Source organism: Pseudomonas sp. PH1b, assembly GCF_000633395.1.
Classification (GTDB): domain Bacteria; phylum Pseudomonadota; class Gammaproteobacteria; order Pseudomonadales; family Pseudomonadaceae; genus Aquipseudomonas.
The window spans coordinates 68308-92712 of the sequence record NZ_AYMU01000013.1; the positions used below are offsets into that span (position 1 = coordinate 68308).

Here is a 24405-nt window from a genome sequence, read left to right on the forward strand (position 1 = left end):
TTCAGCGTACGCGCACGTAGGTGCCCGGGGCCGCCTCCATCGGTGGGTAGTTCTGGTTGCCGAGAGTGGCCAGGGTTTCCCGTTGCGCCCCCGAACGCTCCTGGACCCATGCCAGCCACTGGCTCCACCAACTGCCGTCGACATGCTTGGCGTCGTAGTACCAGGCCCGAGGATCGCTGCTGAGCTTGGGGTTCTCCACGTAGTTGGCCTTGGGGTTGCTCGGCGGGTTGAGGATGCTCTGGACATGGCCGCTGTTGGACAGCACGAAGCGACGCTCACCGCCCAGTAGCAGGGTCGAGCGGTAGACCGCGTCCCAGGGGGTGATGTGGTCGTTGATCCCGGCCACGCTGAAACTGTCCACCGTGACCTTCTGCAGGTCGATGGGGGTGCCGCACACCTCCAGTCCTCCAACATGGCTCAGCGGGTTGTGCTTGAAGAAGTCCAGCAGGTCACCGTGCAGGGCCGCGGGCAGGCGGGTGCTGTCGTTGTTCCAGTAGAGGATGTCGAAGACCGGCGGTTCCTTGCCCAGCAGGTAGTTGTTGACCCAGTAGTTCCAGATCAGGTCGTTGGGGCGCATCCAGGCAAACACCTTGGCCATGTCGCGGCCGTCGAGAACGCCCTGCTGGTAGGAGCGCCGCTTGGCTGCCTCCAGGGTCTTTTCGTCGGCGAACAGCGTGGCCGGGCTGTCCAACTGGCTGTCCAGCAGGCTCACCAGGTAGGTGGCACTGGAGACCCGACGCATCTGCCGCTTGGCCTGCAGGTGGCCTTGCAGGGCGGCAATGGTCAAGCCGCCGGCACAGGCCCCCACCAGGTTGACTTCCCGGCTGCCGGTAATGGCTCGGGTAACGTTCAAGGCTTCCTCGGCGGCTTCGACATAGGTCGACAGGCCCCATTCGCGGTGGCGCACATCGGGGTTGCGCCAGCTGACCATGAACACCTGCAGGCCGTTCTTCAGCGCGTACTGGACGAAGCTGTTGGCGGGGCTGAGGTCGAATATGTAGTACTTGTTGATCTGCGGCGGCACGATCAGGAGCGGCTTGGCGTACTGTTTTTCACTCATGGGGCTGTACTGGATCAACTCCAGCAGCTCGTTGCGAAACACCACCGAGCCAGGGGTGACCGCCAGGTTCTTGCCGATCTCGAAGGCGTGCTTGGTCACCTGGCTGGGCAGGCCGTTGTTGTGCAACAGGTCATTGACCAGATTGCCGATGCCGCGCACCACGCTGTTACCCCCGGTGTTGAAGATCTCCTTGAGCGCCAGGGGATTGAGCAGGGTGTTGGAGGGCGCCACGGCGTCGTTGAGCAGGGAGAAGGCAAAGTGCGCCCGAGCCCGGTCGTCTTCGCTCATGCCGCTGTCGTCGATCCAGTGCCGTACCTGTTTCTGCCAGCTCAGGTAGGCCTGCAGGCCCCGCTTGTAGAAGGGGTTGAGGCTCCAGGCCGGGTCGGCGAAACGATTGTCCTTGGGGTTGGTTTTATGCAGGGTCTCGCCCAGCAGCACGCGCCCCAGCTGGCCACCCAGGGCCAGGGTATGACGGGCACTGTGCAACGGGTTGCGCAGGCTGTGGCTGGCAAGGCTGCGCAATGTGGAGAGCAGGTCCCGGCCGCGCAGGCCGGTGATCGCACTCTGCGCATTGATATACGCGGCAGGGGAGGGCAACGCGCCCTGCGCAGGTTTGTCTTGCATGAGTCAACACTCCTTCGTCAAACCACTAACAAGCAGACCAATCCAAGAGAGACAACATAGTCGCTCCCGGCCCTTCTTGCGCGCGACGATCCTGTCGACCTATGTCTTTTTATCGGGTGGGACGCAGAGGCTCGGGGTGCGGGTGCATGACTGCCCTCTGCCGCTCCTCCTGGAGAAACTTCATGATGATGGGGGCGACGGCTTCGGCCCGGGTGATCAGGAACAGGTGGCCGTCGTCGATGATGTGCAACTGGGCATTGGGAATTCGCCAGGCCAGCATGCGCATGTTGATCAGCGGGATCAGCGGGTCGTCATCCCCGGCCAGTACCAGGGTTGGCTGATGGATCTTGTGCAACCAGTGGATGCTGGTCCAGCCCAGGCCGGCGAACAGTTGCCAGTAGTAGCCCAGCTTGCCGGCCGAGCGCACTTTGGCCGCGTGCTCGGCGGCCAGGCTCGGGTCGCGACGGAAGGAACCGCCGTAGATCAGCGGCGCGATGCGCATGACATGGGAGGGCTGCACATAACGCCGCGGGCTGGCCATCATCCACAGCACCTTGGGTTTGCCCGGGACCATGAAGGCCCCGGCTGCGGTGGCGGCCAGCACCAGCTTCTTGCAACGCTCCGGGTAGTCGTAGGCGAACTGCTGGGCCAGCGCTCCACCCCAGGACACACCGACGGCATTGACCTGGCCGTAGTCCAGGTAGTCGAGCATCCGCGCGGTCAGCTTGGCCAGGCCAGGGAACCGGTAGGGATGGCTTGGGGTCGAGGATCCGCCAACACCCGGCACATCGAAGGCAATGACCTCCAGATCCGGGTCCAGGGCCTGGACGAAGGGGAACACCAGCTCCAGGTTGGCGCCGATACCGTTGAAGATCAGCAAGGGCGTCAAGTGAGGCTTGCCGGGACGTACCGCGGTACGGATGGTCTGGCCATCCAGGTCGACGGTGCGGAAGATAAAGGAATGTGGCATGCCGTAGCCCTGTGAATTGAACCATTGGAGGCGCCGTCCCGGGCGACATCCGGATTTCCTGAGGCCTGGCCTCGTACCAAGAATAGGGCGTGGCGGCACCTCCTGGTGCCGCATCATGCAAAATCGGGTCTCAACGTTCGTGGACGTAGGTTCCCGGTGCCGCCTCGGCGGCCGCGTACTTCTTGTTGCCCAGCACGCTCGGTGCCGGCTTCAGTTCGCCCGAGCGCTCCGCCTGCCAGGCTTGCCAGTGCAGCCACCAGGAGTCGGTGTGCTTCACCGAGTTTTCCTGCCACTGGTCAGGGCAGGCGGGAATCTCGGTGCTGGTCATGTAGCGCGCCTTGGGGTTGCCCGGCGGGTTGAGGATGCTCTGGATATGGCCGCTGCTGGAGAGCACGAACTCCACATTGCCACCAAAGAGTTGCGCCGACTTGTAGCAGGACTTCCACGGGGTGATGTGGTCGTTGGTGCCGGCCAGGGAAAAAATGTCGGCGGTCACCTGCTTCAGGTCGATTGGCGTGCCGCACACTTCCAGTGCATCGGCCCGGGTCAGCGGGTTGTTCTTGAACATCTCGATCAGGTCGCCGTGGAACGCCGCGGGCAGGCGGGTGGTGTCGTTGTTCCAGAACAGGATGTCGAACACCGGCGGTTCGTTGCCCAGCAGGTAGTTGTTGACCCAGTAGTTCCAGATCAGGTCGTTGGGGCGCATCCAGGCGAACACCTTGGCCATGTCGCGTCCCTCCAGAACCCCGGCCTGGTAGGAGTGGCGCTTGGCCGCCTCCAGGGTCTGTTCGTCGACGAACAGCGCCACTTGGGTATCCAGGGTGGTGTCGAGCACGCTGACCAGCAGGGTCAGGGCATTGACTTTCTGTTCTCCCAACGCGGCGTAGTGGCCCAGCAGCGCGGTGCAGGTGATGCCCCCGGAGCAGGCGCCGAGCATGTTCACGTCCTTGCTGCCGGTGATCGCGGTGACCACGTCGACGGCCTCTTTCAGGGCCTCGATGTAAGTGGACAGGCCCCATTCCCGTTGCGCCTTGGTAGGGTTGCGCCAGCTGACGATGAAGGTCTGCACGTTGTTGCGCAGGCAGAAGCGCGCCAGGCTCTTGTCCGGGCTGAGGTCGAAGACATAGAACTTATTGATCTGTGGCGGCACCACCAGCAGCGGGCGCTCGTGCACCTGCTCGGTGATCGGCCGGTACTGGATCAGCTCCAGCACGTCGTTGCGAAACACCACCGCGCCTTCACTGGTGCCGAGGTTCTTGCCCACTTCGAAGGCGTCCATGTTGACCTGGCTGGGCATGCCGCCGTTGTGCACCAGGTCCTTGGCCAGGTGGGACAGGCCGTCCAGCAGGCTCTTGCCGCCGGTTTCGAAGAAGCGCTTGACCGCGGCAGGGTTGGCCGCGCTGTTGGTCGGGGCCATGGCTTCGGTCATCAGGTTGATCACGAAGTGCCCGCGGCTGATGTCCTGTTCCGACAGGCTGCTGTCGCCGATCCAGTCGTGGAGCTCCTTGCGCCACGCCAGGTAGGTCTGCAGGTAGCGTTTGTACAGCGGGTTCTGGCTCCAGGCCGGATCACTGAAGCGACGGTCGTCGCCCTCCGGCTGCAGGGTCGATTTGCCGAACATCACGTTCTTCAGTTCAAGGCCGAAGTGCGCGACATGCTTGACGCTGTGGATGGGTTGTTTGATGGCCTGGGCAAGCACCATACGAGCAGAGGTAAGCAGGTCCTTTCTACGCAAGCCGATGACTGGATTGAGCCCCAGGGTGTTTTCCGAGGCTTGGCGTTTCAGGTCATCGTTATTCTTGTTACTCATCTACGACGCTCCATTGTCCTGAGACGAGTACCGGACCTGCTGTGCAGTCACACAGCACGACGCCAGGTACTACTGCTCGGGTAACCGTTGATTGCGCACCGCTGCTTTTTGGTTGGCAAAGCTCTGCAGGGAACTTGCCAGATCCATTGGTTACCCGAGTTTAATTTTTTTCGCAAGCAGGCCATTCATTGGCCATACCGCCACGCATTCAAACAGATGGAATTAGAAAATGCCCTCTAAACAACTGGAGGCTTGAGCTAGAGCATCAGCTTGATGACGGACTGATGGGGATCGCGGGTTTTTCCGGCGGCCTTCAGCTCGGCCAGATAGTCGTTCCACAGGTCTTCCTGGCGCAGTGCCAACTGATACAGGTAGTCCCAGGTGAACAGTCCGCTGTCATGGCCGTCGTCGAAGGTCAATTTCAGTGCGTACTGGCCGGCCGGTTCGATCTTGCTCAGGCCGACGCCGAGCTTGCCGAATTGCAGGATGGGTTTGCCGTGGCCCTGGACCTCGGCGGAGGGGGAGTGCACCCGCAGGAATTCCGCAGGCAGGTGATAGACCTCGTCCGGCCCGTAGGTCAGGCTCAGGGTCTTGGAGGCTTTGTGCAGATTGATACCGGTGGGGAGTTTGCTCATCAGTTGTAGTCCTTCCGGTAGGAGCCGGCTTGCCGGCGATCGGGGGGTGGCCCTATCGCTGGCAAGCCAGCTCCTACATGGGTGGCGAAGGCTTACAGGATATAACGGGAAAGGTCTTCGTTCTGCGCCAGTTCACCCAGGTGGCTGTTGACGTAGGCCGCGTCGATACGGATCGGCTCTTCGTTGTGGGCGCTGGCCAGGTCGCCGGCGCTGAACGACACCTCTTCGAGCAGGCGCTCGAGCAGGGTGTGCAGGCGACGGGCACCGATGTTCTCGGTCTTTTCGTTGACCTGCCAGGCGATTTCCGCCAGGCGCTTGATACCGTCTGCCTGGAACTCGATGGCCAGGCCTTCGGTCTTCAGCAGCTCGCGGTACTGCTCGGTCAGCGATGCATGGGGCTCGCTGAGGATGCGCTCGAAATCTTCCGGCGACAGGGCCTTGAGCTCGACGCGGATCGGCAGGCGACCTTGCAGCTCGGGGACCAGGTCGCTGGGCTTGCTCAGGTGGAAGGCACCGGAAGCGATGAACAGGATGTGGTCGGTCTTGACCATGCCCAGCTTGGTGTTGACGGTGCAGCCCTCGATCAGTGGCAGCAGGTCGCGCTGCACGCCTTCGCGGGACACGTCGACGCCGCCGGCATTGCCGCGCTTGGCCACCTTGTCGATTTCGTCGATGAACACGATGCCGTGCTGCTCGACGGCTTCCAGGGCCTTGGCTTTCAACTCTTCGTCGTTGACCAGGCGGCTGGCTTCTTCATCGCGCACCAGTTTCAGCGCTTCCTTGACCTTGAGCTTGCGGCTCTTGCGCTTGCCCTTGCCCATGTTGGCGAACAGGCTCTGCAGCTGGTTGGTCATCTCTTCCATGCCCGGTGGCGCGGAGATATCGACACCGGCGACTTCCGCCACTTCGATCTCGATTTCCTTGTCGTCCAGCTGGCCCTCGCGCAGGCGTTTGCGGAACAGCTGGCGGGTGTTGGAGTCCTGGGCCGGTGCTTCGTCGCTGCTGAAACCCATGCGTGCCGGTGGCAGCAGGGCATCGAGGATGCGCTCTTCGGCGGCATCCTCGGCACGGTGGCGCACCCGGACCATTTCCTGTTCGCGGAACATCTTGATCGCCGCATCGGCCAGGTCACGGATGATCGACTCGACGTCGCGGCCGACATAGCCGACCTCGGTGAACTTGGTGGCTTCGACCTTGATGAACGGGGCGTTGGCCAGCTTGGCCAGGCGCCTTGCGATCTCGGTCTTGCCGACACCGGTCGGACCAATCATCAGGATGTTCTTGGGGGTCACTTCAACGCGCAGCTCGGCCGGCAGCTGCATGCGACGCCAGCGGTTGCGCAGGGCGATGGCGACGGCGCGCTTGGCATCGTCCTGGCCGATGATATGGCGGTTGAGTTCGTGGACGATTTCGCGGGGTGTCATGGACATAGTAATTGGCGGTCCTCAAGCAAGAATGAAAGCCGTGGCGCTAAGGCCGAAACAGGCTTATTCCGCGAGATCCTGCTCCTCGATGGTTTGAGTGTGGTTGGTGAATACACAGATGTCGCCGGCGATGCCAAGAGCGGTCTCGACGATCTCGCGGGCCGACAGGTCGGTCTTTTTCAGCAGGGCGCTGGCAGCGGCCTGGGCGTAGGCGCCACCGGAGCCCATGGCGATTAGGCCGTCTTCGGGTTCAACCACGTCGCCGTTGCCGGTGATGATCAGGGAGGCGTCCTTGTTGGCCACGGCCAGCATGGCTTCCAGGCGGCTCAGGGAACGGTCGGTGCGCCATTCCTTGGCCAGTTCGACGGCGGCCCGGACCAGATGGCCCTGGTGCTTCTCCAGTTGGCCTTCGAAGCGTTCGAACAGGGTGAAGGCGTCAGCGGTGGCACCGGCAAAGCCGGCGATGACCTGGCCGTGGTACAGGCGACGGACTTTTTTCGCGTTGCCTTTCATCACGGTGTTGCCGAGAGAAACCTGGCCGTCGCCGCCCATGACGACTTTGCCGTGGCGGCGGACTGAAACGATGGTGGTCAAGGGGGTGTCTCCACGCAGCGGGGCGAAAGTGCCCTGATGGAAACTCATATGGGGGTGGCGAGAGGTTTTTCAACTGCAAGGCCGGCAGAGAGACGAGTGGCGTGCAGTACTGGGTGCGCGAGCCCGGCCAGAGGCTGTGGCCGCAAGGCTGGCTATGCTGCGGCGAGCGTCAGGGGCCGACCCCGCTGTCGAAGCGGGGTGGCTGCTGCGTGCCGGCGCTCGGCTTCGGGTTGCAGTGCGCCGGCACGTCCTTTGACCTGACGGCAGCAGGCTCCCCCTTGACGGGGGATCAGCGGCTTTGGCGCTGTTGTAACAACAGGTTGCTGAAACCGGCACCCGCCAGTTGTTTCTGGGCCACGGTCAGTTGTTCACGGTTGCTGAACGGACCAACCAATACCCGGTACCAGGTTTCCTCTTTTACCGTGCCGGATTCGACCGCAACCGACTGCCCGAGCAGGATGATCTGCGCGCGGACTTTGTCGGCATCGGCTTCCTTGCGAAACGAGCCGGCCTGGAGGAAGAACTTGGTCACCGGAGCCGCCTTGGCCACAGGGGGCGCTGGCGGCGGCGTGATCCCGGCCAGGGCCGCCTGGGCCCGGGCGGTGTCGATCTTCGCCGCTTCCGCTGGAGTCACCGGGGTGGTTGGCACCGTCGGCACCTGGGGCGTCGGCAGGGTTTTTTCCGGCACCGCTTCGGGCGGCACTATGACTTCCGATTCCGGCAGCAGGGTATAGAAGTCGTATTTGGGCTTCACCGGTTGCTGCGGGCTTGGCGGGGTCTTGTTGGCCTCGGCGATCTTGCTGGCTTTTTGCTGCTCGATCTTTTCGCGCTTGACGCTGTCGCCGCCCTTGCCAGGTTCGAGCTTCATCAGGAATACGATGAAGGCGCCAATGGTCAGGCCGATGGCCAGCCACAGCCAGCCCGGAATCGGCTGTTTGGCCGGGGCCTGGTAACGGCTGGCGCCACGCTTGGGTGCAGGTTTTTTCTTGGCAGCCAACTTACATTTGCTCCAGGACTTCAAGGCCCAGCAATTCCAGACCTTGCTTGAGGGTACGGCGAGTCAGCTCGGTGAGGCGCAGGCGGCTGTGCATCTGCGCCGGCGTCTGGGCCGCGAGGATCGGGCAGTTCTCGTAGAAGCTGGAGAACAGCCCGGCGACGTCGTACAGGTAGGTGCAGAGGGTGTGCGGCGTGCCTTTCTCGGCGACGCCGTTGAGGATCTCGCCAAACTGCGCCAGCTTGGCCGCCAGTTCCAGCTCATGGGCGGCGTCGAGGGTGATCTGGCCCTGCACTTCGCTGAAGTCCTTGCCCAGCTTGCGGAACACCCCGGCGGCGCGGGTGTAGGCGTACAGCAGGTAAGGCGCGGTGTTGCCTTCGAAGTTGAGCATCAGGTCGAAGTTGAAGCTGTAGTCGCTGGTGCGGTGCTTGGACAGGTCGGCATATTTCACCGAATCAATGCCCACCACCTTGGCAATGCGGCGCAGGTCGGCTTCCGGCAGTTGCGGGTTCTTTTCCTTCACCAGGACGTAGGCGCGTTCTTCGGCCTCGGTCAACAGGTCGATCAGCTTCACGGTGCCGCCATCGCGGGTCTTGAACGGGCGGCCGTCGGCGCCGTTCATGGTGCCGAAGCCCATGTGCTCCATTTCCATCGGATGGGTCACGAAGCCGGCCTTGCGGGCCACGGCGAACACCTGCTGGAAGTGCAGGGCCTGGCGCTGGTCGACGAAGTACAGGGCGCGATCGGCCTTGAGCGTGCCGCTGCGGTAGCGCACGGCAGCGAGGTCAGTGGTGGCGTACAGGTAGCCGCCGTCGGCCTTGACGATGATCACCGGCAGCGGCTCGCCTTCGGCGTTCTTGAACTCGTCGAGGAACACGCATTGGGCGCCGTTGCTTTCCACCAGCATGCCCTGGGCCTTGAGGTCGTTGACCACATTGATCAGGTCGTCGTTGTAGGCACTCTCGCCCATCACGTCGGCCATGGTCAGCTTGACGTTGAGCAGCTCGTAGATCTTCTGGCAGTGGGACAGGGAGATGTCCTTGAACTTGGTCCACAGTTCCAGGCACTCCGGGTCGCCGGCCTGCAGCTTGACCACCAGGCCGCGGGCGCGGTCGGCGAAGGTTTCGGACTCGTCGAAGCGCTGCTTGGCGGCGCGGTAGAAGTTTTCCAGGTCCGACAGCTCGTCGCTGGTGATGGGGTTTTCTTCCAGGTAGGCCATCAGCATGCCGAACTGGGTGCCCCAGTCGCCCACGTGGTTCTGGCGGATCACGGTGTCGCCGAGGAACTCCAGGACCCGGGCCACGCCGTCGCCGATGATGGTCGAACGCAAGTGGCCGACGTGCATTTCCTTGGCCAGGTTCGGCGCCGACATGTCGATCACGGTGCGTTGTACCGGGCCGGCCTTGCGCACGCCCAGGTGCTCGTCACCGAGGGCGGCGTCCAGGCGTGCAGCCAGGGCCTGGGTGTTCTGGAAGAAGTTGATGAAGCCCGGGCCGGCGATTTCCGCCTTGCTCAGGTTCTCGTCGGCCGGCAGCGCGGCAATGATCTTCTCCGCCAGGTCGCGGGGTTTCATGCCGGCCGGCTTGGCCAGCATCATGGCGATGTTGCTGGCGAAGTCGCCGTGGGTCTTGTCGCGGGTGTTTTCAACCTGGATCGCCGGCGTCAGGCCTTCTGGCAACACACCTTCGGTGACGAGTTGGGTGATGGCTTGCTGGATGAGCTGGCGAATGGTGTCTTTCATGGGCTTCTCTTTCGACCGCTGGCGCGGCGGCGCTTCAGTGCGCAGGTGGAAAAACTGGGTATTATCCGTTGCCGGAACGGGCTTGCCAACCATTGGCGGGCGAGCGGCAAGCGGCAGGCTATCAAGATAGAGCACTCTGCACGCCCGCCGCCGTGCCTTGCAGCTTAAAGCTTGAAGCTTGCCACTTATCTAGTACAAATCCACCGGATCCACATCCAGCGACCAGCGGACTTGTCGCCCGCTGGGCATCTGCTCCAGCACCAGCAGCCAACTGCTCAGCAGGCGGTGCAGGGGCGCCCGGGCATTGGCCTGCAGCAGCAATTGCGCGCGATAGCGTCCGGCCCGGCGCTCCATGGGGGCCGGCACTGGCCCCAGCAATTCGATGCCCCCCAGGTTCTGCTCCGTGAGCAAGCGCTCGGCTTCGCTACAGGCTTCATCGAGAAATCCTTCGGCCTGTCCCGGTTTGTGGGCCTCTGCTCGGAGCAGGGCCAGGTGGGCGAAAGGCGGCAGGCCGGCGGCCCGGCGTTCGCTCAGGGCCTGCTCGGCAAAGGCGAAATAGCCCTGCTCGGTGAGTTGCACCAGCAGCGGATGGTCGGCCAGGTGGGTCTGGATGATCACCTTGCCCGGTTCTTCGGCGCGGCCGGCGCGGCCGGCCACCTGGACAATCAACTGGGCCATGCGCTCGCTGGCGCGGAAGTCCCCGGAGAACAGGCCGCCGTCGGCATCGAGGATCGACACCAGAGTGACCCGGGGGAAGTGGTGCCCCTTGGCGAGCATCTGGGTGCCCACCAGGATGCACGGGTTGCCTTTCTGGATCGTGGCGAACAGCTGGTTCATCGCGTCTTTGCGCGAGGTGCTGTCGCGATCCACTCGCAGTACCGGGTAATCGGGGAACAGGATTCCCAGTCGCTCCTCGGCCCGCTCGGTGCCGGCCCCCACCGGCCGCAGGTCGACCTTGCCGCATTGCGGGCAGTGCCGGGGCACCCGCTCGACATGGCCGCAGTGGTGGCAGCGCAGCTCGCCGGAGCGCTGGTGCACAGTCATGCGTGCGTCACAGCGCTGGCACTCGGACATCCAGCCGCAGTCGTGGCACAGCAGGGTCGGGGCAAAGCCGCGCCGGTTGAGGAACACCAGCACCTGCTGGCCGGCGGCCAGGGTTTGGCCAATGGCTTGTTGCATGGGGCCGGAAATGCCGCTGTCGAGGGGGCGGCTCTTCACATCCAGGCGCAGGAAGCGCGGTTGCTTGGCGCCCCCGGCCCGTTCATTCAGGCGCAGCAGGCCATAGCGACCGATGTAGGCGTTATGCAGGCTTTCCAGGGATGGCGTGGCCGAGCCAAGGACGATCGGAATGTTTTCCTGGCGGGCGCGTACCAGGGCCAGGTCGCGGGCGTGGTAACGCAGGCCTTCCTGCTGTTTATAGGAGCCGTCGTGCTCCTCGTCGATGATGATCAGTCCGGGGTTCTTCATCGGCGTGAACAGGGCCGAGCGGGTGCCGATGATGATGTCGGCCTCGCCGTCCCGGGCGGCCAGCCAGGCGTCCAGGCGCTCGCGATCGTTGACCGCCGAGTGCAGCAGGGCGATGCGCGCGTTGAAGCGCTGTTCGAAGCGCGCCAGGGTCTGGGGGCCGAGGTTGATCTCGGGGATCAGCACCAGGGCCTGCTTGCCGGCTTCGAGGGTTTCGCGGATCAGTTGCAGGTAGACCTCGGTCTTGCCGCTGCCGGTGACCCCGGCCAGGAGAAACGCGTGGTAGCTGTCGAAGCCGGAACGGATGGCCTCGTAGGCGGCGCGCTGTTCGCTGTTCAGTGGCAGTTCCGGCTGGGCCAGCCAGTGTTCGTGGCGCGCCCCGGGGGCATGCTTGCGTACTTCCACCTGGACCAGGTCCTTGGCCAGCAGCAGGTCCAGGCTGTCCTTGCTCAGCATCAGCTTGCTCAGCAGCGTATGGGGCACGCCGTGGGGATGCTGGGCCAGGGTCGCCAGGGCCTCGCGCTGACGCGGGGCGCGGGCGATGCGCGGATCGTCGTGGCGGGCACCGGGAACGATGGACCAGAAGCGCTCCTGGCGGGCCTCGGCCAGTTCGCCCTGGCGCAGCAGTACCGGCAAGGCCCAGCTCAGGGTGTCGCCCAGGCTGTGCTGGTAGTACTGGGCGGTCCACAGGCAGAGCTTGAACAGGGCTGGCGGCAAGGGCGGCGTGGGGTCGAGCAGGGCCAGTGCCGGCTTGAGCTTCTCGGCCGGGACTTCGCTGTGATCCGCCACTTCCACCAGGATGCCGATCATTTCCCGGCGGCCGAACGGCACCCGCAGGCGCATGCCCGGGTGCAACTGGGCACGCAGTACACCGGCCGGGGCACGGTAGTCGAACAGGCGGCGCAGGGGCGAGGGCAGGGCGAGGCGCAGAATGGCGTCGGGCACGCGGGACAGTCTCTTTGGGCGAACGGTAAATAGGCCTCGGAGCCTAACAGACGAGCGGTGGAGTGTCCTGCACAAGCGCGCGAGGTCCCCGCTGGCCGGGGGCTGATGCTGTTCAGGTCGGCAGTTGCGTGGCGCCCAGGGGCAAAGAGGGGGCTGTCAAGGTGGCCAGCGGTTTTTCTGATGGAGTGTCATCAGGATCTCTTGCGCGATTGACGCGGTCTGGTAGAATTCGCGCCCTAATTCGTGCGGTATTCAACAATAGTGTTGGGTGGCGGCACGCTAGCCTGAGGAATACACCATGAAAGCCGATATCCATCCAGTATACGAAGCCATTACCGCTACCTGCAGCTGCGGTAACGTCATCGAAACTCGCTCCACCCTGGCCAAGCCTCTGAGCCTGGACGTGTGCAACGAGTGCCACCCGTTCTACACCGGTAAGCAAAAGACTCTGGACGTTGGCGGTCGTGTCGACAAGTTCAAATCGCGCTTCGGTGCTTTCGGCGCAACGAAAAAGGCCTGAGGCTGATCGTTCTGGAAAGCCGATACCGACTTTCCTCGCTGATGAAAAAGGCGTCCCTAGCGGGCGCCTTTTTTGTGTCTGCGATTTGGCTGACAGCCGCCCAGGCATTTTGCCCGGCGCCCAAGGGGCTGGCCCCGGTCATTGTGCAGCGGGTGGTTGATGGCGACACCCTGCGCCTCAAGGACGGTCGCAGCGTGCGCATGATCGGTCTCAACGCGCCGGAACTGGCCGGCAGGGGGCGGCCCGCGGAACCCTTTGCCGTCGCGGCGCGGCAACGCCTGGAGCAGTTGGTGGCGCAGAGTGGTGGCCGGCTCGGCCTGTTGCCAGGGCGCGAGCGACGCGATCGCTATGGCCGCACCCTGGCTCACCTGTACGGCGCCAATGGCCGTAACCTCGAAGCGCAGTTGATTGCCGAAGGGCTCGCCTACCAGATCGCGGTGGTACCGAACGTCGCTCTGGTGGCTTGCCAGCAGGCTGCTGAAAACCATGCGCGGCGAGCCAGGCTGGGGCTTTGGCGGCATTCGCCTGTACTGAAAGCGGAGCAGATCCGCCGCTCGGGTTTTGCCCTGCTCAAGGGGCGTGTGAGCAAGGTGCAGCGCAATCGTGGCGGGCTTTGGATCACATTGCAGGGTTCGGTTGTATTGCGTATTGCACCCAATGTGCAGAGCAGGTTCGCGCGCGGGTTGCCCAGACGCCTGGTTGGGCGGCAGATCGAGGCACGGGGCTGGGTGGTGGAGCGCTTGCCTCGAGGGCAATCATCGGGGGGGTATTCACGCTGGATAATGTCTCTGAGTGACGGCTCAATGCTCAGACTTCTCTGATAAAGAAAAAATTGTAGACATTTTTTAAATGGATTGTGAACAGTTGAAAGCCTTGTACCCCGCGGCTCTTGGCCCAAAGTCGTACGCTAGGGGCCTTGACAGGGGTGACTGGCCAGTCTTGTGGGGACTATGCGACACGCGTATCCTCGGCGGTCCGTCTGTCCAACAGCAAAAAGCGGAATGCCCACATGTCTGATTTGAAAACTGCCGCTCTCGAATATCATGCCAATCCTCGTCCAGGAAAGCTGAGTGTCGAGCTCACCAAGGCCACTGCTACCGCTCGTGATCTGGCGCTGGCCTACAGCCCCGGCGTAGCCGAACCGGTACGCGAAATCGCTCGCGATCCGGAACTGGCCTACAAGTACACCGGCAAAGGCAACCTGGTTGCCGTCATTTCCGATGGCACCGCAATTCTCGGCCTGGGCAACCTCGGCCCATTGGCCTCCAAGCCAGTGATGGAAGGCAAGGGCGTACTGTTCAAGCGTTTCGCCGGCATTGACGTCTTCGACATCGAAGTCGACTCCGAAAGCCCACAGGCCTTCATCGACACCGTCAAGCGCATCTCCATCACCTTCGGTGGCATCAACCTGGAAGACATCAAGGCCCCTGAGTGCTTTGAGATCGAGCGCGCTCTGATCGAGCAGTGCGACATCCCGGTTTTCCACGATGACCAGCACGGCACCGCGATCGTGACCGCTGCCGGCATGATCAATGCCCTGGAAATCGCTGGCAAAACCCTGTCCGATGCCAAGATCGTCTGCCTGGGTGCCGGCGCCGCCGCCATCTCCTGCATGAAGCTGCTGGTGAGCATGGGCGCGCAGATCGAGAACATCTTCATGGTGGACCGTACTGGCGTGATCCACGCTGGCCGTGACGACCTGAACCAGTACAAGGCCGTGTTCGCCCACACCACCGACAAGCGCACCCTGGCCGACGCCCTGCAAGGCGCCGACGTGTTCGTTGGCCTGTCCGGCCCGAACCTGCTGAGCGCTGAAGGCCTGAAGTCCATGGCACCCAACCCGATCGTGTTCGCCTGCTCGAACCCGGATCCGGAAATCGCTCCAGAGCTGGCTCACGCCACCCGTGACGATGTGATCATGGCCACCGGCCGTTCGGACTACCCGAACCAGGTCAACAACGTACTGGGCTTCCCGTTCATCTTCCGTGGTGCCCTGGACGTTCGCGCCAAGCGCATCAACGAAGAAATGAAGATCGCTGCGGCCAACGCCCTGCGTGAACTGGCCAAGCTGCCAGTGCCACAGGAAGTGTGCGACGCCTACGGCGGCATCAAGCTGGAGTTCGGTCGTGAGTACATCATTCCGAAGCCGATGGATGCCCGTCTGATCACCGTGATCTCCGATGCCGTGGCCAAGGCCGCTATCGAGACCGGTGTTGCTACCCTGCCGTATCCGAAGAACTACCCGCTGAAAAGCGTGAACGACGTGTTCAACGGTTGATAGCAGACCCATAAAAAACCCGGCCTTGGAGCCGGGTTTTTTTATGGGGAAGTTTCAAGCTGCAAGCTGCAAGAGGGGCTGTGTTGCTTTCTCTTGCGGCTTGTACGCGCCTCTTCGTCGGCCGGTAGCGGGCTGCCTGGGACGGCGCCATTGCCCAGCTCGTGGACCTAAGGCGTGGTTTTTTTGAACAGCTCGAAACAGGCATTGGCGCGGCCGATGTCGATCCGCAAACTGAGAGCCGTTAACAGCAGACCCATAAAAAACCCGGCCTTTGAGCCGGGTTTTTTATGGGGAGTTTCAAGCTGCAAGCTGCAGGAGGGCTGTGTCGCTTTCTCTTGCGGCTTGCAGCTTGCACTGCTGTCCTCTTAGAAGAGGTCGATCGGCGCCGCTTCGTCGGCCGGCAGCGGGCTGCCAGGAGCCGCGCCATTGCCCAGCTCGTTGACCGAGGGCGGGGTGTCTTCGCTCTTGAACAGTTCGAAATAGGCGTTCGGCGTGCCCGGGGTCGCGGCGCGGCCACTCACCGGGTCGACCCGCAGGCTGAGGATGCCTTCCGGTTCCGGCTGGGTGTGCGCCGGCTTGTCCTTGAGGGCGGCGCCCATGAAGCTCATCCAGATCGGCAGGGCCACAGTGCCCCCATACTCGCGGCGTCCCAGGCTTTCCGGTTGGTCGAAACCGGTCCAGACGGTGGTCACGTAGTCGGCGTTGTAGCCGGAGAACCAGGCATCCTTGGATTCGTTGGTGGTACCGGTCTTGCCTGCCAGGTCCGTGCGGCCCAGGGCCAGTGCGCGGCGACCGGTGCCCAGCTTGATCACGTCCTGGAGCATGCTGTTGAGGATGTAGGTGGTGCGCCCGTCAATGATTCGCTCGGCAATCGCCGGTGTCTGGACCGGTGCCTGGGTCGGGGTCTCGCCGGCCACGGTATTGACCGTGAAGCTTTGCTCCGGCGCGGCAACACCGCTGCTGGCGGTATTGCCAGTGGGGACGCTGGGCGGGTTGGCGCTGAACAGGGGCTCGCCGTTGCGGCTTTCGATCTTGTCGATGATGTACGGGGTGATCTTGTAGCCACCGTTGGCAAAGGTGCTCCAGCCGGTGGCGATCTCCATCGGCGTCAGGGTCGCAGTGCCCAGGGCCAGGGACAGGTTGCGCGGCAGGTCCTGCTTGTTGAAGCCGAACTTGCTGATGTAGTCGATGGTGTGGTCCACGCCCATGCTTTGCAGCAGGCGGATCGACACCAGGTTGCGCGACTTGTACAGCGCCTCGCGCATGCGGATCGGCCCGAGGAAGGTGTTGGTGTCGTTCTTCGGACGCCAGACCTTGTCCAGGTATTCGTCGACGAACACGATCGGCGCATCATTCACCAGGCTGGCCGGGGTGTAGCCGTTGTCCAGGGCGGCGCTATAGATGAACGGCTTGAAGCTCGAACCGGGCTGGCGCTTGGCCTGCATCGCACGGTTGTAGTTGCTCTGTTCGAAAGCGAAGCCTCCCACCAGTGCGCGGATCGCACCGTTTTGCGGGTCCAGGGTCACCAGGGCGCCCTGGGCCACCGGGATCTGGCTGAACTTCAGCGAGTTGTCTGCCTGGCGCTGTACGCGAATCAGGTCGCCGACCTGGACCACGTCCGCCGGCTGGCGAGGTGTCGGGCCCATGCTGTTGGTGTTGAGGAAGGGGCGAGCCCATTTCATGCTGTCCCAGGCCAGATGCTCCTCGCCGTTGCGGGTCAGTACCTGGGCGCCGTTCTTCTCGACCTGGGTGACAATCGCCGGCTCCAGCCCGCTGATGGTCCGCTGCTTGGTCAATTCGGCGGCCCAGGCGGCGTGGGTCTTGCCCGGCAGGCGGGATTCCGGCCCGCGATAGCCGTGGCGCTGGTCGTAGGTCATCAAGCCTTCGTGGACCGCGGTATTGGCCATTTCCTGCAGGTCGCTGGGCACCGTGGTGGTCACCCGGAAACCTTCGGTGTAGGCGTCGCTGCCGTAACGGCCGACCATTTCGGCGCGGGCCATTTCGGCAATATAGGGGGCGTTCACTTCCGGCGTCGGCACGTGATAGCTGGCGTTCAGCGGTTCGTTGATCGCCTCGGTGTAGGCCGCCTCGTTGATCTTGCCGAGCTTGTACATGCGCCCGAGGATCCAGTCGCGACGCTCTTTGCTGCGCGCCGGGTTGGCCAGGGGGTTGAAGCGCGAAGGCGCCTTGGGCAGGCCGGCGATCATCGCCATCTGCGCCAGGCTCACGTCACGGATGGACTTGCCGTAATAGACCTGGGCCGCTGCCTCGATCCCGTAGGCACGGTTGCCCAGGTAGATCTTGTTGACGTACAGCTCGAGGATCTCGTCCTTGGTCAACTGCCGCTCGATCTGCAGGGCCAGGAGGATCTCGGTGGTCTTGCGCGAGAAGCTGCGCTCGCTGCTGAGGAAGAAGTTCTTCGCCACTTGCATGGTGATGGTGCTGCCGCCGGACTGGATGTGTCCGCTCTTGACCAGTTGGGTTGCGGCGCGCATCAGGCTGCTGGGGTCAACCCCGTAATGGTTAGCGAAGTTGTCGTCTTCAGCACTTAGTAACGCATTGATGAAGTTGGGGGGAATGTCGGCGAAACGTATGGGTGTGCGGCGCATTTCACCGAATTCGGCGATCAACTTGCCGTCGCTGCTGTACACCCGCAGAGGGATCTGCAACTGGATGCTTCTCAGGGCCTCTACCGAGGGCAGGCCGGGACTAAGATAGAGAAACGCACCGGAGAGGGCGAGGAGGAGCCCGCAGAACACCGCGACGATGGACCACCCGAAAAACTTCAGCAGACGAATCAAGGCTTTTGGATTTCCAGAGAAAGGAATGAATTAGGCGTCAGGGTATTCACGGTAATCAGGGACCGACCCACGCAGCAGGTAAAAGCGGAAAAAAACGCTGGGCATTATAAGCATTTTCCGAAGAGAGCGTCATTTGGCCGTCTGTCAAGATGCGGCGATTGAACGCAATGTCGCTTAAGGAGTCCGTAAGTCACGGATAGTCATAGGGAATTGGTCGTGCTTGGACTCTTCAGCAAAAAGCCGAGTTCCCTATTGGGGATCGATATCAGTGCGACATCGGTCACGCTTCTGGCCTTGAGTCGGCGGGGGCGGGGTTACCGGGTCGACGCCTATGCCAGGGAAGACCTGGCGCCCAACGCCTTGCAAGATCAGCACATCGCCGACCCCGAGGCCGTGGCAATGGCGCTGTCGAGGGCCTGGCTCAAGAGTGGCAGCCGGCTCAAGCGTGCTGCAGTGGCGGTGGCTGGCGAGGCGGTGATCAGCAAGCTGATCGAGATGCCGGCGGGGCTGTCTGCCGATGAACTGGAGCAACAGCTCAGGCTGGAGGCCGGCCAGTACATTCCCTACCCCCTGGAGGAGGCCGCCATCGACTTCGAGGAGCAGGGTATGGTCCCTGGCAATCCCCAGAGGGTCCGGGTGCTGCTGGTGGCCTGTCGCAATGAGCCGGTAGAGTCCCTGGAGGCGGTGCTGGCTCTGGCCGGCCTGACCCCCCGAGTGGTGGACACCGCACCGCTGGCCGTGGAGCGCTGCCTGGCGATGCTGGCAGCGCAGAGCCCGATGGCGTCCCAGGGTGCCATGGCATTGGTGGATATCGGCTCGAGCCTGAGCGTCTTCAGCGTGTTGCATGATCAGCAATTGATCTTCAGCCGGGAGCAGCTGTTCGGCAGTCGGCAACTGAGCGAGGCCCTCGAGCGGCGCTATGCACTGACATTGCCGGCGGCGTTGCAGGCCGAGCGCGAGGGGCGTCTGCCGGCGGGTTGCGCCGAGGAATTGCTGCAACCGTTCGAGCAGGAGTTGCAGTTGCAGGTAACCCGATCCCTGCAGCTGTTCGCCGCATCGCCTGGACAGCAGCCGGTGACGCAGTTGTTGCTGGCTGGCGCCGCCAGTCGCCTGACCGGCCTGGATCGGCGGCTGGCCGAGCGAATGGGAATCGCCACGGCGGTCGCCGATCCGTTCGTCGCTATGGCCTTGGGCGGTCAGATCGATGCCCGCGCGCTGGCCGACCAGGCGCCACAACTGCTGCTTGCCTGCGGCCTGGCCTTGAGGGGGTGTGACTGATGGCCGGGATCAATCTTCTGCCCTGGCGCGAGACCGAGCGTGCCTTGCGCCGCAAGCGCTTCCTGCTGGCACTGGCGGCCATGGTCCTGCTGGGGCTGGCTCTGGTGTTGCTGATCGATGGGTTTATCGCTCGGGCGATCGAGCGGCAACAGGCGCGTAACCACTATCTGGGGCAGGCGACTGCCCGACTGGATCAGCAGATCGCCAGCATCCACGAGCTCAAGGCCAGGCGTCAGCAATTGCTCGAACGGATGGAGGTCATCGAAGGCCTGCAGGGCAATCGTTCGGCCAGCGTGCGGATTTTCGAGCAGTTGGCGCGCAGCCTGCCCGATGGCGTGTACTTCACCGAAGTGGACCTGCAGGGGCAAAGCCTGAGCGTCAGTGGCGCGGCGGAATCGAACAATCGGGTATCCGATCTGATGCGCAACCTGCAGGCCGCGCAGGGTTTTGCCGCTCCCAGTCTGACCGAGGTAAAGAATGCGGCCCAGGCCGACCAGGGATTGGGCAACCTGTTCCGGCTCAGTGTGGAGCAAGTACCCCGGGTGCCCGAGGAGCCGAAACCATGAGCCTTGGGCAATGGCTGGCACAAATGCGCCGCACCGACCTGAGGGAACTGGGGCTGGAAGACCTGGGTTCCTGGCCCGGCCCGGCCAAGACGCTGGCGGCGGCGATGCTGTTGCTACTGGTGCTGGTGGCGGGCTACAGCCTTTACCTGAGCCCGCATCTGGAGCAACTGGCCCGGCAGCGCCAAGAAGAGACCGGGCTCAAGCAGCAGTTCGCCGGCAAGGCCCGGGAAGGTGCCAATCTTGAACGCTACCGTGAGCAGCTCAAGGTCATCCAGGGCAGCTTCGATGCTTTGTTGCGCCAGTTGCCCAGGGGCACCGAAGTCCCGGGGCTGCTGGAAGACATCAGCCGGGTTGGTCTGGGCAGTGGCCTGGCGTTCGAAGAGATCAGGCTGCAGCCCGAGGAGAGCCGGCAGTTCTATGTCGAGCTGCCGATTCAGATCACCGTCACCGGGGCCTATCACGATCTGGCGACATTCGTCAGTGGCGTTGCCGGCCTGCCGCGCATCGTCACCCTGCATGATTTCCAGGTCCGGCCCGTGGAGGCCGGCCATCCCGACCGGCTGCGCATGAGCATCGAGGCGCGCACCTACCGCTATGACCGTCCGGGGCCGCAGTCATGAAGCGCTTGCGCTGGCTTGCGCCCGGGTTGTTATGGATGGGCCTGTGGGGCTGTGGTAGTGGCGAAGACTTCGCCGACCTGGATGCCTACATGAATGAAATGCGCCTGCAATCGCCTGGGCCAATTGAACCAACACCGGTAATCCGGTCTTACCCCTCATTCACCTACAGCGCTGGTGCACTGCGCAGCCCGTTCCAGCCACCGCAAAGAGCCGAGCTTGTCGCAGGCCCCCAGGGTGCCAGTGCGGTCCGGCCCGATCCTGACCGGCTCCGGCAATACCTTGAAGGCTTCGACATCGAGCAGATGCAGATGGTCGGGACCCTGTCCAACGCCTCCGGAAGCTTCGCCCTGTTGCGCGCGGCCGGTGGGATACACCGCTTGCAGGTGGGCGACTACCTGGGGCGCAACGAAGGACGGATCGTGGCCATCAGTGATTCACAGCTGGAGGTGGTGGAGATTGTTCCCGATGGAGCGGGAGCCTGGCAGCAGCGCCCGCGGACACTGCCCCTGAAAAAGCACTCTTAAGTGGGATCTGGAAAATGAACAGGATTGTTTCAGCCTTCGGCGTGGCGCTATGGATGGCGCTGCTGACGCCGCTGGTCGGCGCCGCCGAACTCAAGGGCGCCTCGGTCGGTGCACCGGGCCCGTTGCCCGCCGTTCGTGCGGCCGCCAACGAAAACATGCCGCGCTCGATCCAGGGCGTGGATTTCCAGCGCGGCGAGCGGGGCGAGGGTAACGTCCTGATCGACTTGTCGGATCCAGGGATCAGTGCCGACATCCAGCAGCGTGATGGCAAGATCGTTCTCGGCTTTGCCGGAACCCGGTTGCCCGAATCATTGCGGGTGCGCCTGGACGTCAAGGATTTCGCCACGCCGCTGCAGTTCATCAGCGCCGATACACAGAACGGGCGCACCACCATCACCCTGGAGCCCAGGGGGGCTTTCGACTATTCGACGTTCCAGACCGACAACCGGCTGACCATCAGTGTCCGCCCCCTGGCCGAGGCCGGGGCTCGGCGCGAGGGCGGGCGTCCAGCCTACAGGGGCGAAAAGCTCTCGCTGAATTTCCAGGACATCGAAGTGCGTTCAGTGCTGCAACTGATCGCCGATTTCACCGGCCTCAATCTGGTAGCCAGCGACACTGTTCAGGGCGGCATCACCCTGCGTCTGCAGAATGTGCCCTGGGATCAGGCTCTGGACCTGGTGCTCAAGACCAAAGGCCTGGACCAGCGCAAGATCGGCAACGTGCTGCTGGTGGCCCCGGCGGATGAAATAGCCGCCCGGGAGCGCCAGGAGCTGGAGTCGCAGAAGCAGCTGGAAGACCTGGCGCCGCTGCGCCGGGAACTGCTGCAGGTCAACTACGCCAAGGCGGCAGATATTGCCAAGCTGTTCCAGTCGGTGACCGGCGCCGAGGAAAGGGCCGACGAGCGAGGTTCGATCACCGTCGATGAGCGCACCAACAACATCATTGCCTATCAGACCCAGGAGCGCCTCGACGAGCTGCGGCGCATCGTCACGCAACTGGATATCCCGGTGCGCCAGGTGATGATCGAGGCGCGCATCGTCGAGGCCAATGTCGACTATGACAAGAGCCTGGGCGTGCGCTGGGGCGGTTCGGTGCAGAACAGGGGCAACTGGAATGCCTCCGGCGTGCAGAACGGTGCCAATGGTTCGTCCACCATCGGCACCCCGGGCAGCAGTGGCAGCAACACGCCTTTCGTCGACCTGGGAGCCACGGCCAACACCTCGGGCATTGGTATCGCCTACATCACCGACAATGTATTGCTGGACCTGGAACTGACCGCCATGGAAAAGACCGGCAATGGCGAGATCGTCTCCCAGCCCAAGGTGGTCACCTCCGACAAGGAGACTGCGAAGATCCTCAAGGGCACCGAGATTCCCTACCAGGAAGCCAGCTCCAGTGGCGCCACCTCGGTGTCGTTCAAGGAGGCCTCGCTGTCCCTGGAGGTCACGCCGCAGATCACCCCGGATAACCGCATCATCATGGAGGTCAAGGTCACCAAGGATGAGCCGGACTACCTGAACAAGGTCCAGGATGTGCCGCCGATCAAGAAGAACGAGGTCAATGCCAAGGTGCTGGTCAACGACGGGGAGACCATTGTCATCGGTGGGGTTTTCTCCAACACCCAGAGCAAGGTTGTAGATAAAGTGCCATTTCTTGGCGATGTGCCGTATCTTGGCCGCCTTTTCCGGCGTGACGTGGTGTTGGAGAAAAAATCCGAGCTGCTGGTATTTCTCACTCCGCGTATCATGAACAACCAGGCGATTGCTGTGAGTCGTTGATTCTGTGCGAAATTTGATTCTTGTTGGGCCGATGGGGGCTGGAAAAAGCACCATAGGCCGTCTACTGGCCAAAGAGCTGCGCCTGCCATTCAAGGATTCCGATAAGGAAATTGAACTGCGCACCGGCGCGAACATCCCGTGGATCTTCGATAAGGAAGGCGAACCGGGCTTTCGTGATCGCGAGCAGGCGATGATCGCCGAGCTGTGCGAAACCGACGGTGTGGTCCTTGCCACGGGCGGGGGCGCAGTGATGCGCGAAGCCAATCGTCGGGCATTGCATGCTGGCGGACGAGTGGTCTATCTGCATGCTTCGGTGGAGCAGCAGGTGGGGCGCACCGCCCGGGACCGCAATCGTCCCCTGCTGCGCACCGCCGATCCGGCCAAGACCCTGCGCGACCTGCTGGAACTCCGCGACCCGCTTTATCGGGAAATCGCCGATCTGGTGGTGGAAACCGATGAGCGGCCGCCACGAATGGTGGTGCTGGACATACTGGAGCGCCTGCAGCAGCTGCCACCCCGTTAATGCGCCGAGCGAAATGCGCTATTCTCGGCGTCGCGCCAGACCGCCAAGGTGTGGCGCAGAGCTATCGGGCTGCGTCACAAGACCAGGCGAGGCTCAACGTCAATACAAGGCAGAATGCCTGCTTCCATCTTCACTGTGGGGACACATGCAGACACTTAAGGTCGATCTAGGCGAGCGCAGCTACCCGATTCACATTGGTGCAGGACTGCTGGACCAGCCCGAGCTGCTGGTGCCGCATATCGCCGGGCGGCAAGTGGCGATCATTTCCAATGAAACCGTCGCGCCCCTGTACCTTGAGCGTCTGACCCGCAGCCTGGGGCAGTTCTCGGTGATCTCGGTGGTCCTGCCCGATGGCGAGGCCTACAAGAACTGGGAAACCCTGCAGCTGATTTTCGACGGCCTGCTCACTGCCCGTCACGATCGGCGCACCACCATCATCGCCCTCGGCGGCGGCGTGATCGGCGACATGGCCGGGTTTGCCGCTGCCTGCTACCAGCGTGGCGTGGACTTCATCCAGGTCCCGACCACCCTGCTGTCCCAGGTCGACTCCTCGGTCGGCGGCAAGACCGGGATCAACCATCCCCTGGGCAAGAACATGGTCGGTGCCTTCTATCAGCCGAACGTGGTGCTGATCGATACCGACAGCCTCAACACTTTGCCCCGCCGCGAGCTGTCGGCGGGCCTGGCAGAAGTGATCAAGTACGGGCTGATCTGCGATGAGCCATTCCTCACTTGGCTGGAAGAGAATGTCGACCGCCTGCTGGCCCTCGACCAGCAGGCGCTGACCTATGCCATCGAGCGCTCCTGCGCGGCCAAGGCTGCGGTGGTGGGCGCCGATGAGCGTGAGTCGGGGGTGCGTGCCACCCTCAACCTGGGCCATACCTTCGGCCACGCCATCGAGACCCACATGGGTTATGGCGTCTGGCTGCACGGCGAGGCGGTGGCTGCTGGCACCGTAATGGCCCTGGAAATGTCCGCGCGCCTGGGCTGGATTTCCAGCCAGGAACGCGACCGCGGTATTCGCCTGTTCCAGCGTGCGGGCTTGCCGGTCATCCCGCCTGAAGAGATGACCGAAGCGGATTTTCTCGAACACATGGCAATTGACAAGAAAGTGATCGACGGTCGTTTGCGTCTGGTGCTGTTGCGCCGCATGGGCGAAGCCGTAGTGACCGACGATTATCCGAAAGAGGTTTTACAGGCCACGCTGGGGGCGGATTACCGCGTCCTGGCTCAGCTTAAAGGTTAATAAGATCCCG

19 protein-coding genes and 1 pseudogene are annotated in these 24405 nt (G+C 63.1%); 10 read left to right on the forward strand and 10 right to left on the reverse strand.

The genetic code is table 11. The annotated features are described in order from the left end of the window. Position 1 precedes the first annotated feature (1 nt). The 9 genes from phaC (U873_RS0121985) to U873_RS0122025 all read right to left on the reverse strand — a co-directional run bounded on the left by phaC (U873_RS0121985) (position 2) and on the right by U873_RS0122025 (position 12261). A complete protein-coding gene (phaC, locus tag U873_RS0121985; RefSeq protein WP_025130284.1) occupies positions 2-1684 on the reverse strand; it encodes a class II poly(R)-hydroxyalkanoic acid synthase in 1683 nt (560 codons plus the stop codon). Between the two features lie 109 nt (positions 1685-1793). Next, positions 1794-2654: a poly(3-hydroxyalkanoate) depolymerase gene (gene phaZ, locus U873_RS0121990; RefSeq protein ID WP_025130285.1), complete on the reverse strand. Its 861-nt coding sequence runs from the start codon at positions 2652-2654 to the stop codon at positions 1794-1796. 130 nt (positions 2655-2784) lie between these two features. Then, positions 2785-4464, reverse strand: coding sequence for a class II poly(R)-hydroxyalkanoic acid synthase (gene phaC / locus U873_RS0121995; RefSeq protein WP_025130286.1), 1680 nt, complete (start codon positions 4462-4464; stop codon positions 2785-2787). Between the two features lie 257 nt (positions 4465-4721). Continuing rightward, on the reverse strand, positions 4722-5099 hold the full coding sequence (locus U873_RS0122000; RefSeq protein WP_025130287.1) for a gamma-butyrobetaine hydroxylase-like domain-containing protein: 378 nt from the start codon (positions 5097-5099) through the stop codon (positions 4722-4724). A 92-nt stretch (positions 5100-5191) separates the two neighbouring features. Further along, complete coding sequence (hslU, locus tag U873_RS0122005; protein ID WP_025130288.1) at positions 5192-6529, reverse strand: ATP-dependent protease ATPase subunit HslU; 1338 nt, start codon at positions 6527-6529, stop codon at positions 5192-5194. A 57-nt stretch (positions 6530-6586) separates the two neighbouring features. Further along, a complete protein-coding gene (gene hslV / locus U873_RS0122010) occupies positions 6587-7117 on the reverse strand; it encodes an ATP-dependent protease subunit HslV (protein WP_003186641.1) in 531 nt (176 codons plus the stop codon). Between the two features lie 289 nt (positions 7118-7406). Next, positions 7407-8114: an SPOR domain-containing protein gene (locus U873_RS0122015; protein WP_025130289.1), complete on the reverse strand. Its 708-nt coding sequence runs from the start codon at positions 8112-8114 to the stop codon at positions 7407-7409. A gap of 1 nt (position 8115) precedes the next feature. Then, complete coding sequence (gene argS, locus U873_RS0122020; protein WP_025130290.1) at positions 8116-9852, reverse strand: arginine--tRNA ligase; 1737 nt, start codon at positions 9850-9852, stop codon at positions 8116-8118. A 189-nt stretch (positions 9853-10041) separates the two neighbouring features. Continuing rightward, positions 10042-12261 carry a primosomal protein N' gene (locus U873_RS0122025; protein WP_025130291.1) on the reverse strand — a complete coding sequence of 740 codons (2220 nt, stop codon included), beginning with the start codon at positions 12259-12261 and terminating at the stop codon, positions 10042-10044. A 298-nt stretch (positions 12262-12559) separates the two neighbouring features. Here U873_RS0122025 and rpmE point away from each other — a divergent pair, with 298 nt between their 5' ends. The 3 genes from rpmE to U873_RS0122040 all read left to right on the forward strand — a co-directional run bounded on the left by rpmE (position 12560) and on the right by U873_RS0122040 (position 15059). After that, a complete protein-coding gene (gene rpmE, locus U873_RS0122030) occupies positions 12560-12781 on the forward strand; it encodes a 50S ribosomal protein L31 (protein WP_011058815.1) in 222 nt (73 codons plus the stop codon). Between the two features lie 41 nt (positions 12782-12822). Further along, positions 12823-13602, forward strand: a complete 780-nt coding sequence (locus tag U873_RS0122035; protein ID WP_025130292.1) for a thermonuclease family protein — start codon at positions 12823-12825, stop codon at positions 13600-13602. Positions 13603-13790: 188 nt separating this feature from the next. Further along, positions 13791-15059 carry a malic enzyme-like NAD(P)-binding protein gene (locus U873_RS0122040; RefSeq protein WP_025130293.1) on the forward strand — a complete coding sequence of 423 codons (1269 nt, stop codon included), beginning with the start codon at positions 13791-13793 and terminating at the stop codon, positions 15057-15059. A gap of 365 nt (positions 15060-15424) precedes the next feature. Here the strand turns inward: U873_RS0122040 and U873_RS0122045 are convergent, their stop codons facing one another. After that, positions 15425-17857: a penicillin-binding protein 1A gene (locus tag U873_RS0122045; protein WP_371261333.1), complete on the reverse strand. Its 2433-nt coding sequence runs from the start codon at positions 17855-17857 to the stop codon at positions 15425-15427. 219 nt (positions 17858-18076) lie between these two features. On the opposite strand from U873_RS0122045, the gene pilM reads away from it, so the two are divergent. The 7 genes and pseudogenes from pilM to aroB all read left to right on the forward strand — a co-directional run bounded on the left by pilM (position 18077) and on the right by aroB (position 24395). Beyond that, positions 18077-19138: a type IV pilus assembly protein PilM gene (pilM, locus tag U873_RS0122050; RefSeq protein WP_025130295.1), complete on the forward strand. Its 1062-nt coding sequence runs from the start codon at positions 18077-18079 to the stop codon at positions 19136-19138. Next, entirely contained in the window at positions 19138-19704 is a 567-nt protein-coding gene (locus U873_RS0122055; protein WP_025130296.1) for a PilN domain-containing protein, read from the forward strand. Before pilM ends, U873_RS0122055 begins: the two co-directional genes overlap by 1 nt. Further along, complete coding sequence (locus U873_RS0122060) at positions 19701-20324, forward strand: type 4a pilus biogenesis protein PilO (protein ID WP_025130297.1); 624 nt, start codon at positions 19701-19703, stop codon at positions 20322-20324. The genes U873_RS0122055 and U873_RS0122060 overlap by 4 nt, the downstream gene beginning before the upstream one ends. Beyond that, the gene (locus U873_RS0122065; RefSeq protein ID WP_025130298.1) at positions 20321-20848 is read left to right on the forward strand and encodes a pilus assembly protein PilP; all 528 of its coding nucleotides are present in this window, start codon (positions 20321-20323) and stop codon (positions 20846-20848) included. The genes U873_RS0122060 and U873_RS0122065 overlap by 4 nt, the downstream gene beginning before the upstream one ends. Positions 20849-20943: 95 nt before the next feature. Then, a pseudogene (locus tag U873_RS0122070) lies at positions 20944-22626 on the forward strand (type IV pilus secretin PilQ); the annotation flags it as partial. A 4-nt stretch (positions 22627-22630) separates the two neighbouring features. After that, positions 22631-23149 carry a shikimate kinase AroK gene (gene aroK / locus U873_RS0122075; RefSeq protein ID WP_025130300.1) on the forward strand — a complete coding sequence of 173 codons (519 nt, stop codon included), beginning with the start codon at positions 22631-22633 and terminating at the stop codon, positions 23147-23149. A 145-nt stretch (positions 23150-23294) separates the two neighbouring features. Continuing rightward, the gene (gene aroB, locus U873_RS0122080; protein ID WP_025130301.1) at positions 23295-24395 is read left to right on the forward strand and encodes a 3-dehydroquinate synthase; all 1101 of its coding nucleotides are present in this window, start codon (positions 23295-23297) and stop codon (positions 24393-24395) included. Positions 24396-24405: the final 10 nt, after the last annotated feature.

Excerpts from the sequence above, each read along its gene's own strand:
- phaC (WP_025130284.1), bottom strand. The coding sequence starts at position 1,684 with ATGCAAGACAAACCTGCGCAGGGCGCGTTGCCCTCCCCTGCCGCGTAT.
- phaZ (WP_025130285.1), bottom strand. The coding sequence starts at position 2,654 with ATGCCACATTCCTTTATCTTCCGCACCGTCGACCTGGATGGCCAGACC.
- phaC (WP_025130286.1), bottom strand. The coding sequence starts at position 4,464 with ATGAGTAACAAGAATAACGATGACCTGAAACGCCAAGCCTCGGAAAAC.
- U873_RS0122000 (WP_025130287.1), bottom strand. The coding sequence starts at position 5,099 with ATGAGCAAACTCCCCACCGGTATCAATCTGCACAAAGCCTCCAAGACC.
- hslU (WP_025130288.1), bottom strand. The coding sequence starts at position 6,529 with ATGTCCATGACACCCCGCGAAATCGTCCACGAACTCAACCGCCATATC.
- argS (WP_025130290.1), bottom strand. The coding sequence starts at position 9,852 with ATGAAAGACACCATTCGCCAGCTCATCCAGCAAGCCATCACCCAACTC.
- rpmE (WP_011058815.1), top strand. The coding sequence starts at position 12,560 with ATGAAAGCCGATATCCATCCAGTATACGAAGCCATTACCGCTACCTGC.
- U873_RS0122035 (WP_025130292.1), top strand. The coding sequence starts at position 12,823 with ATGAAAAAGGCGTCCCTAGCGGGCGCCTTTTTTGTGTCTGCGATTTGG.
- U873_RS0122040 (WP_025130293.1), top strand. The coding sequence starts at position 13,791 with ATGTCTGATTTGAAAACTGCCGCTCTCGAATATCATGCCAATCCTCGT.
- U873_RS0122055 (WP_025130296.1), top strand. The coding sequence starts at position 19,138 with ATGGCCGGGATCAATCTTCTGCCCTGGCGCGAGACCGAGCGTGCCTTG.
- U873_RS0122060 (WP_025130297.1), top strand. The coding sequence starts at position 19,701 with ATGAGCCTTGGGCAATGGCTGGCACAAATGCGCCGCACCGACCTGAGG.
- U873_RS0122065 (WP_025130298.1), top strand. The coding sequence starts at position 20,321 with ATGAAGCGCTTGCGCTGGCTTGCGCCCGGGTTGTTATGGATGGGCCTG.
- aroB (WP_025130301.1), top strand. The coding sequence starts at position 23,295 with ATGCAGACACTTAAGGTCGATCTAGGCGAGCGCAGCTACCCGATTCAC.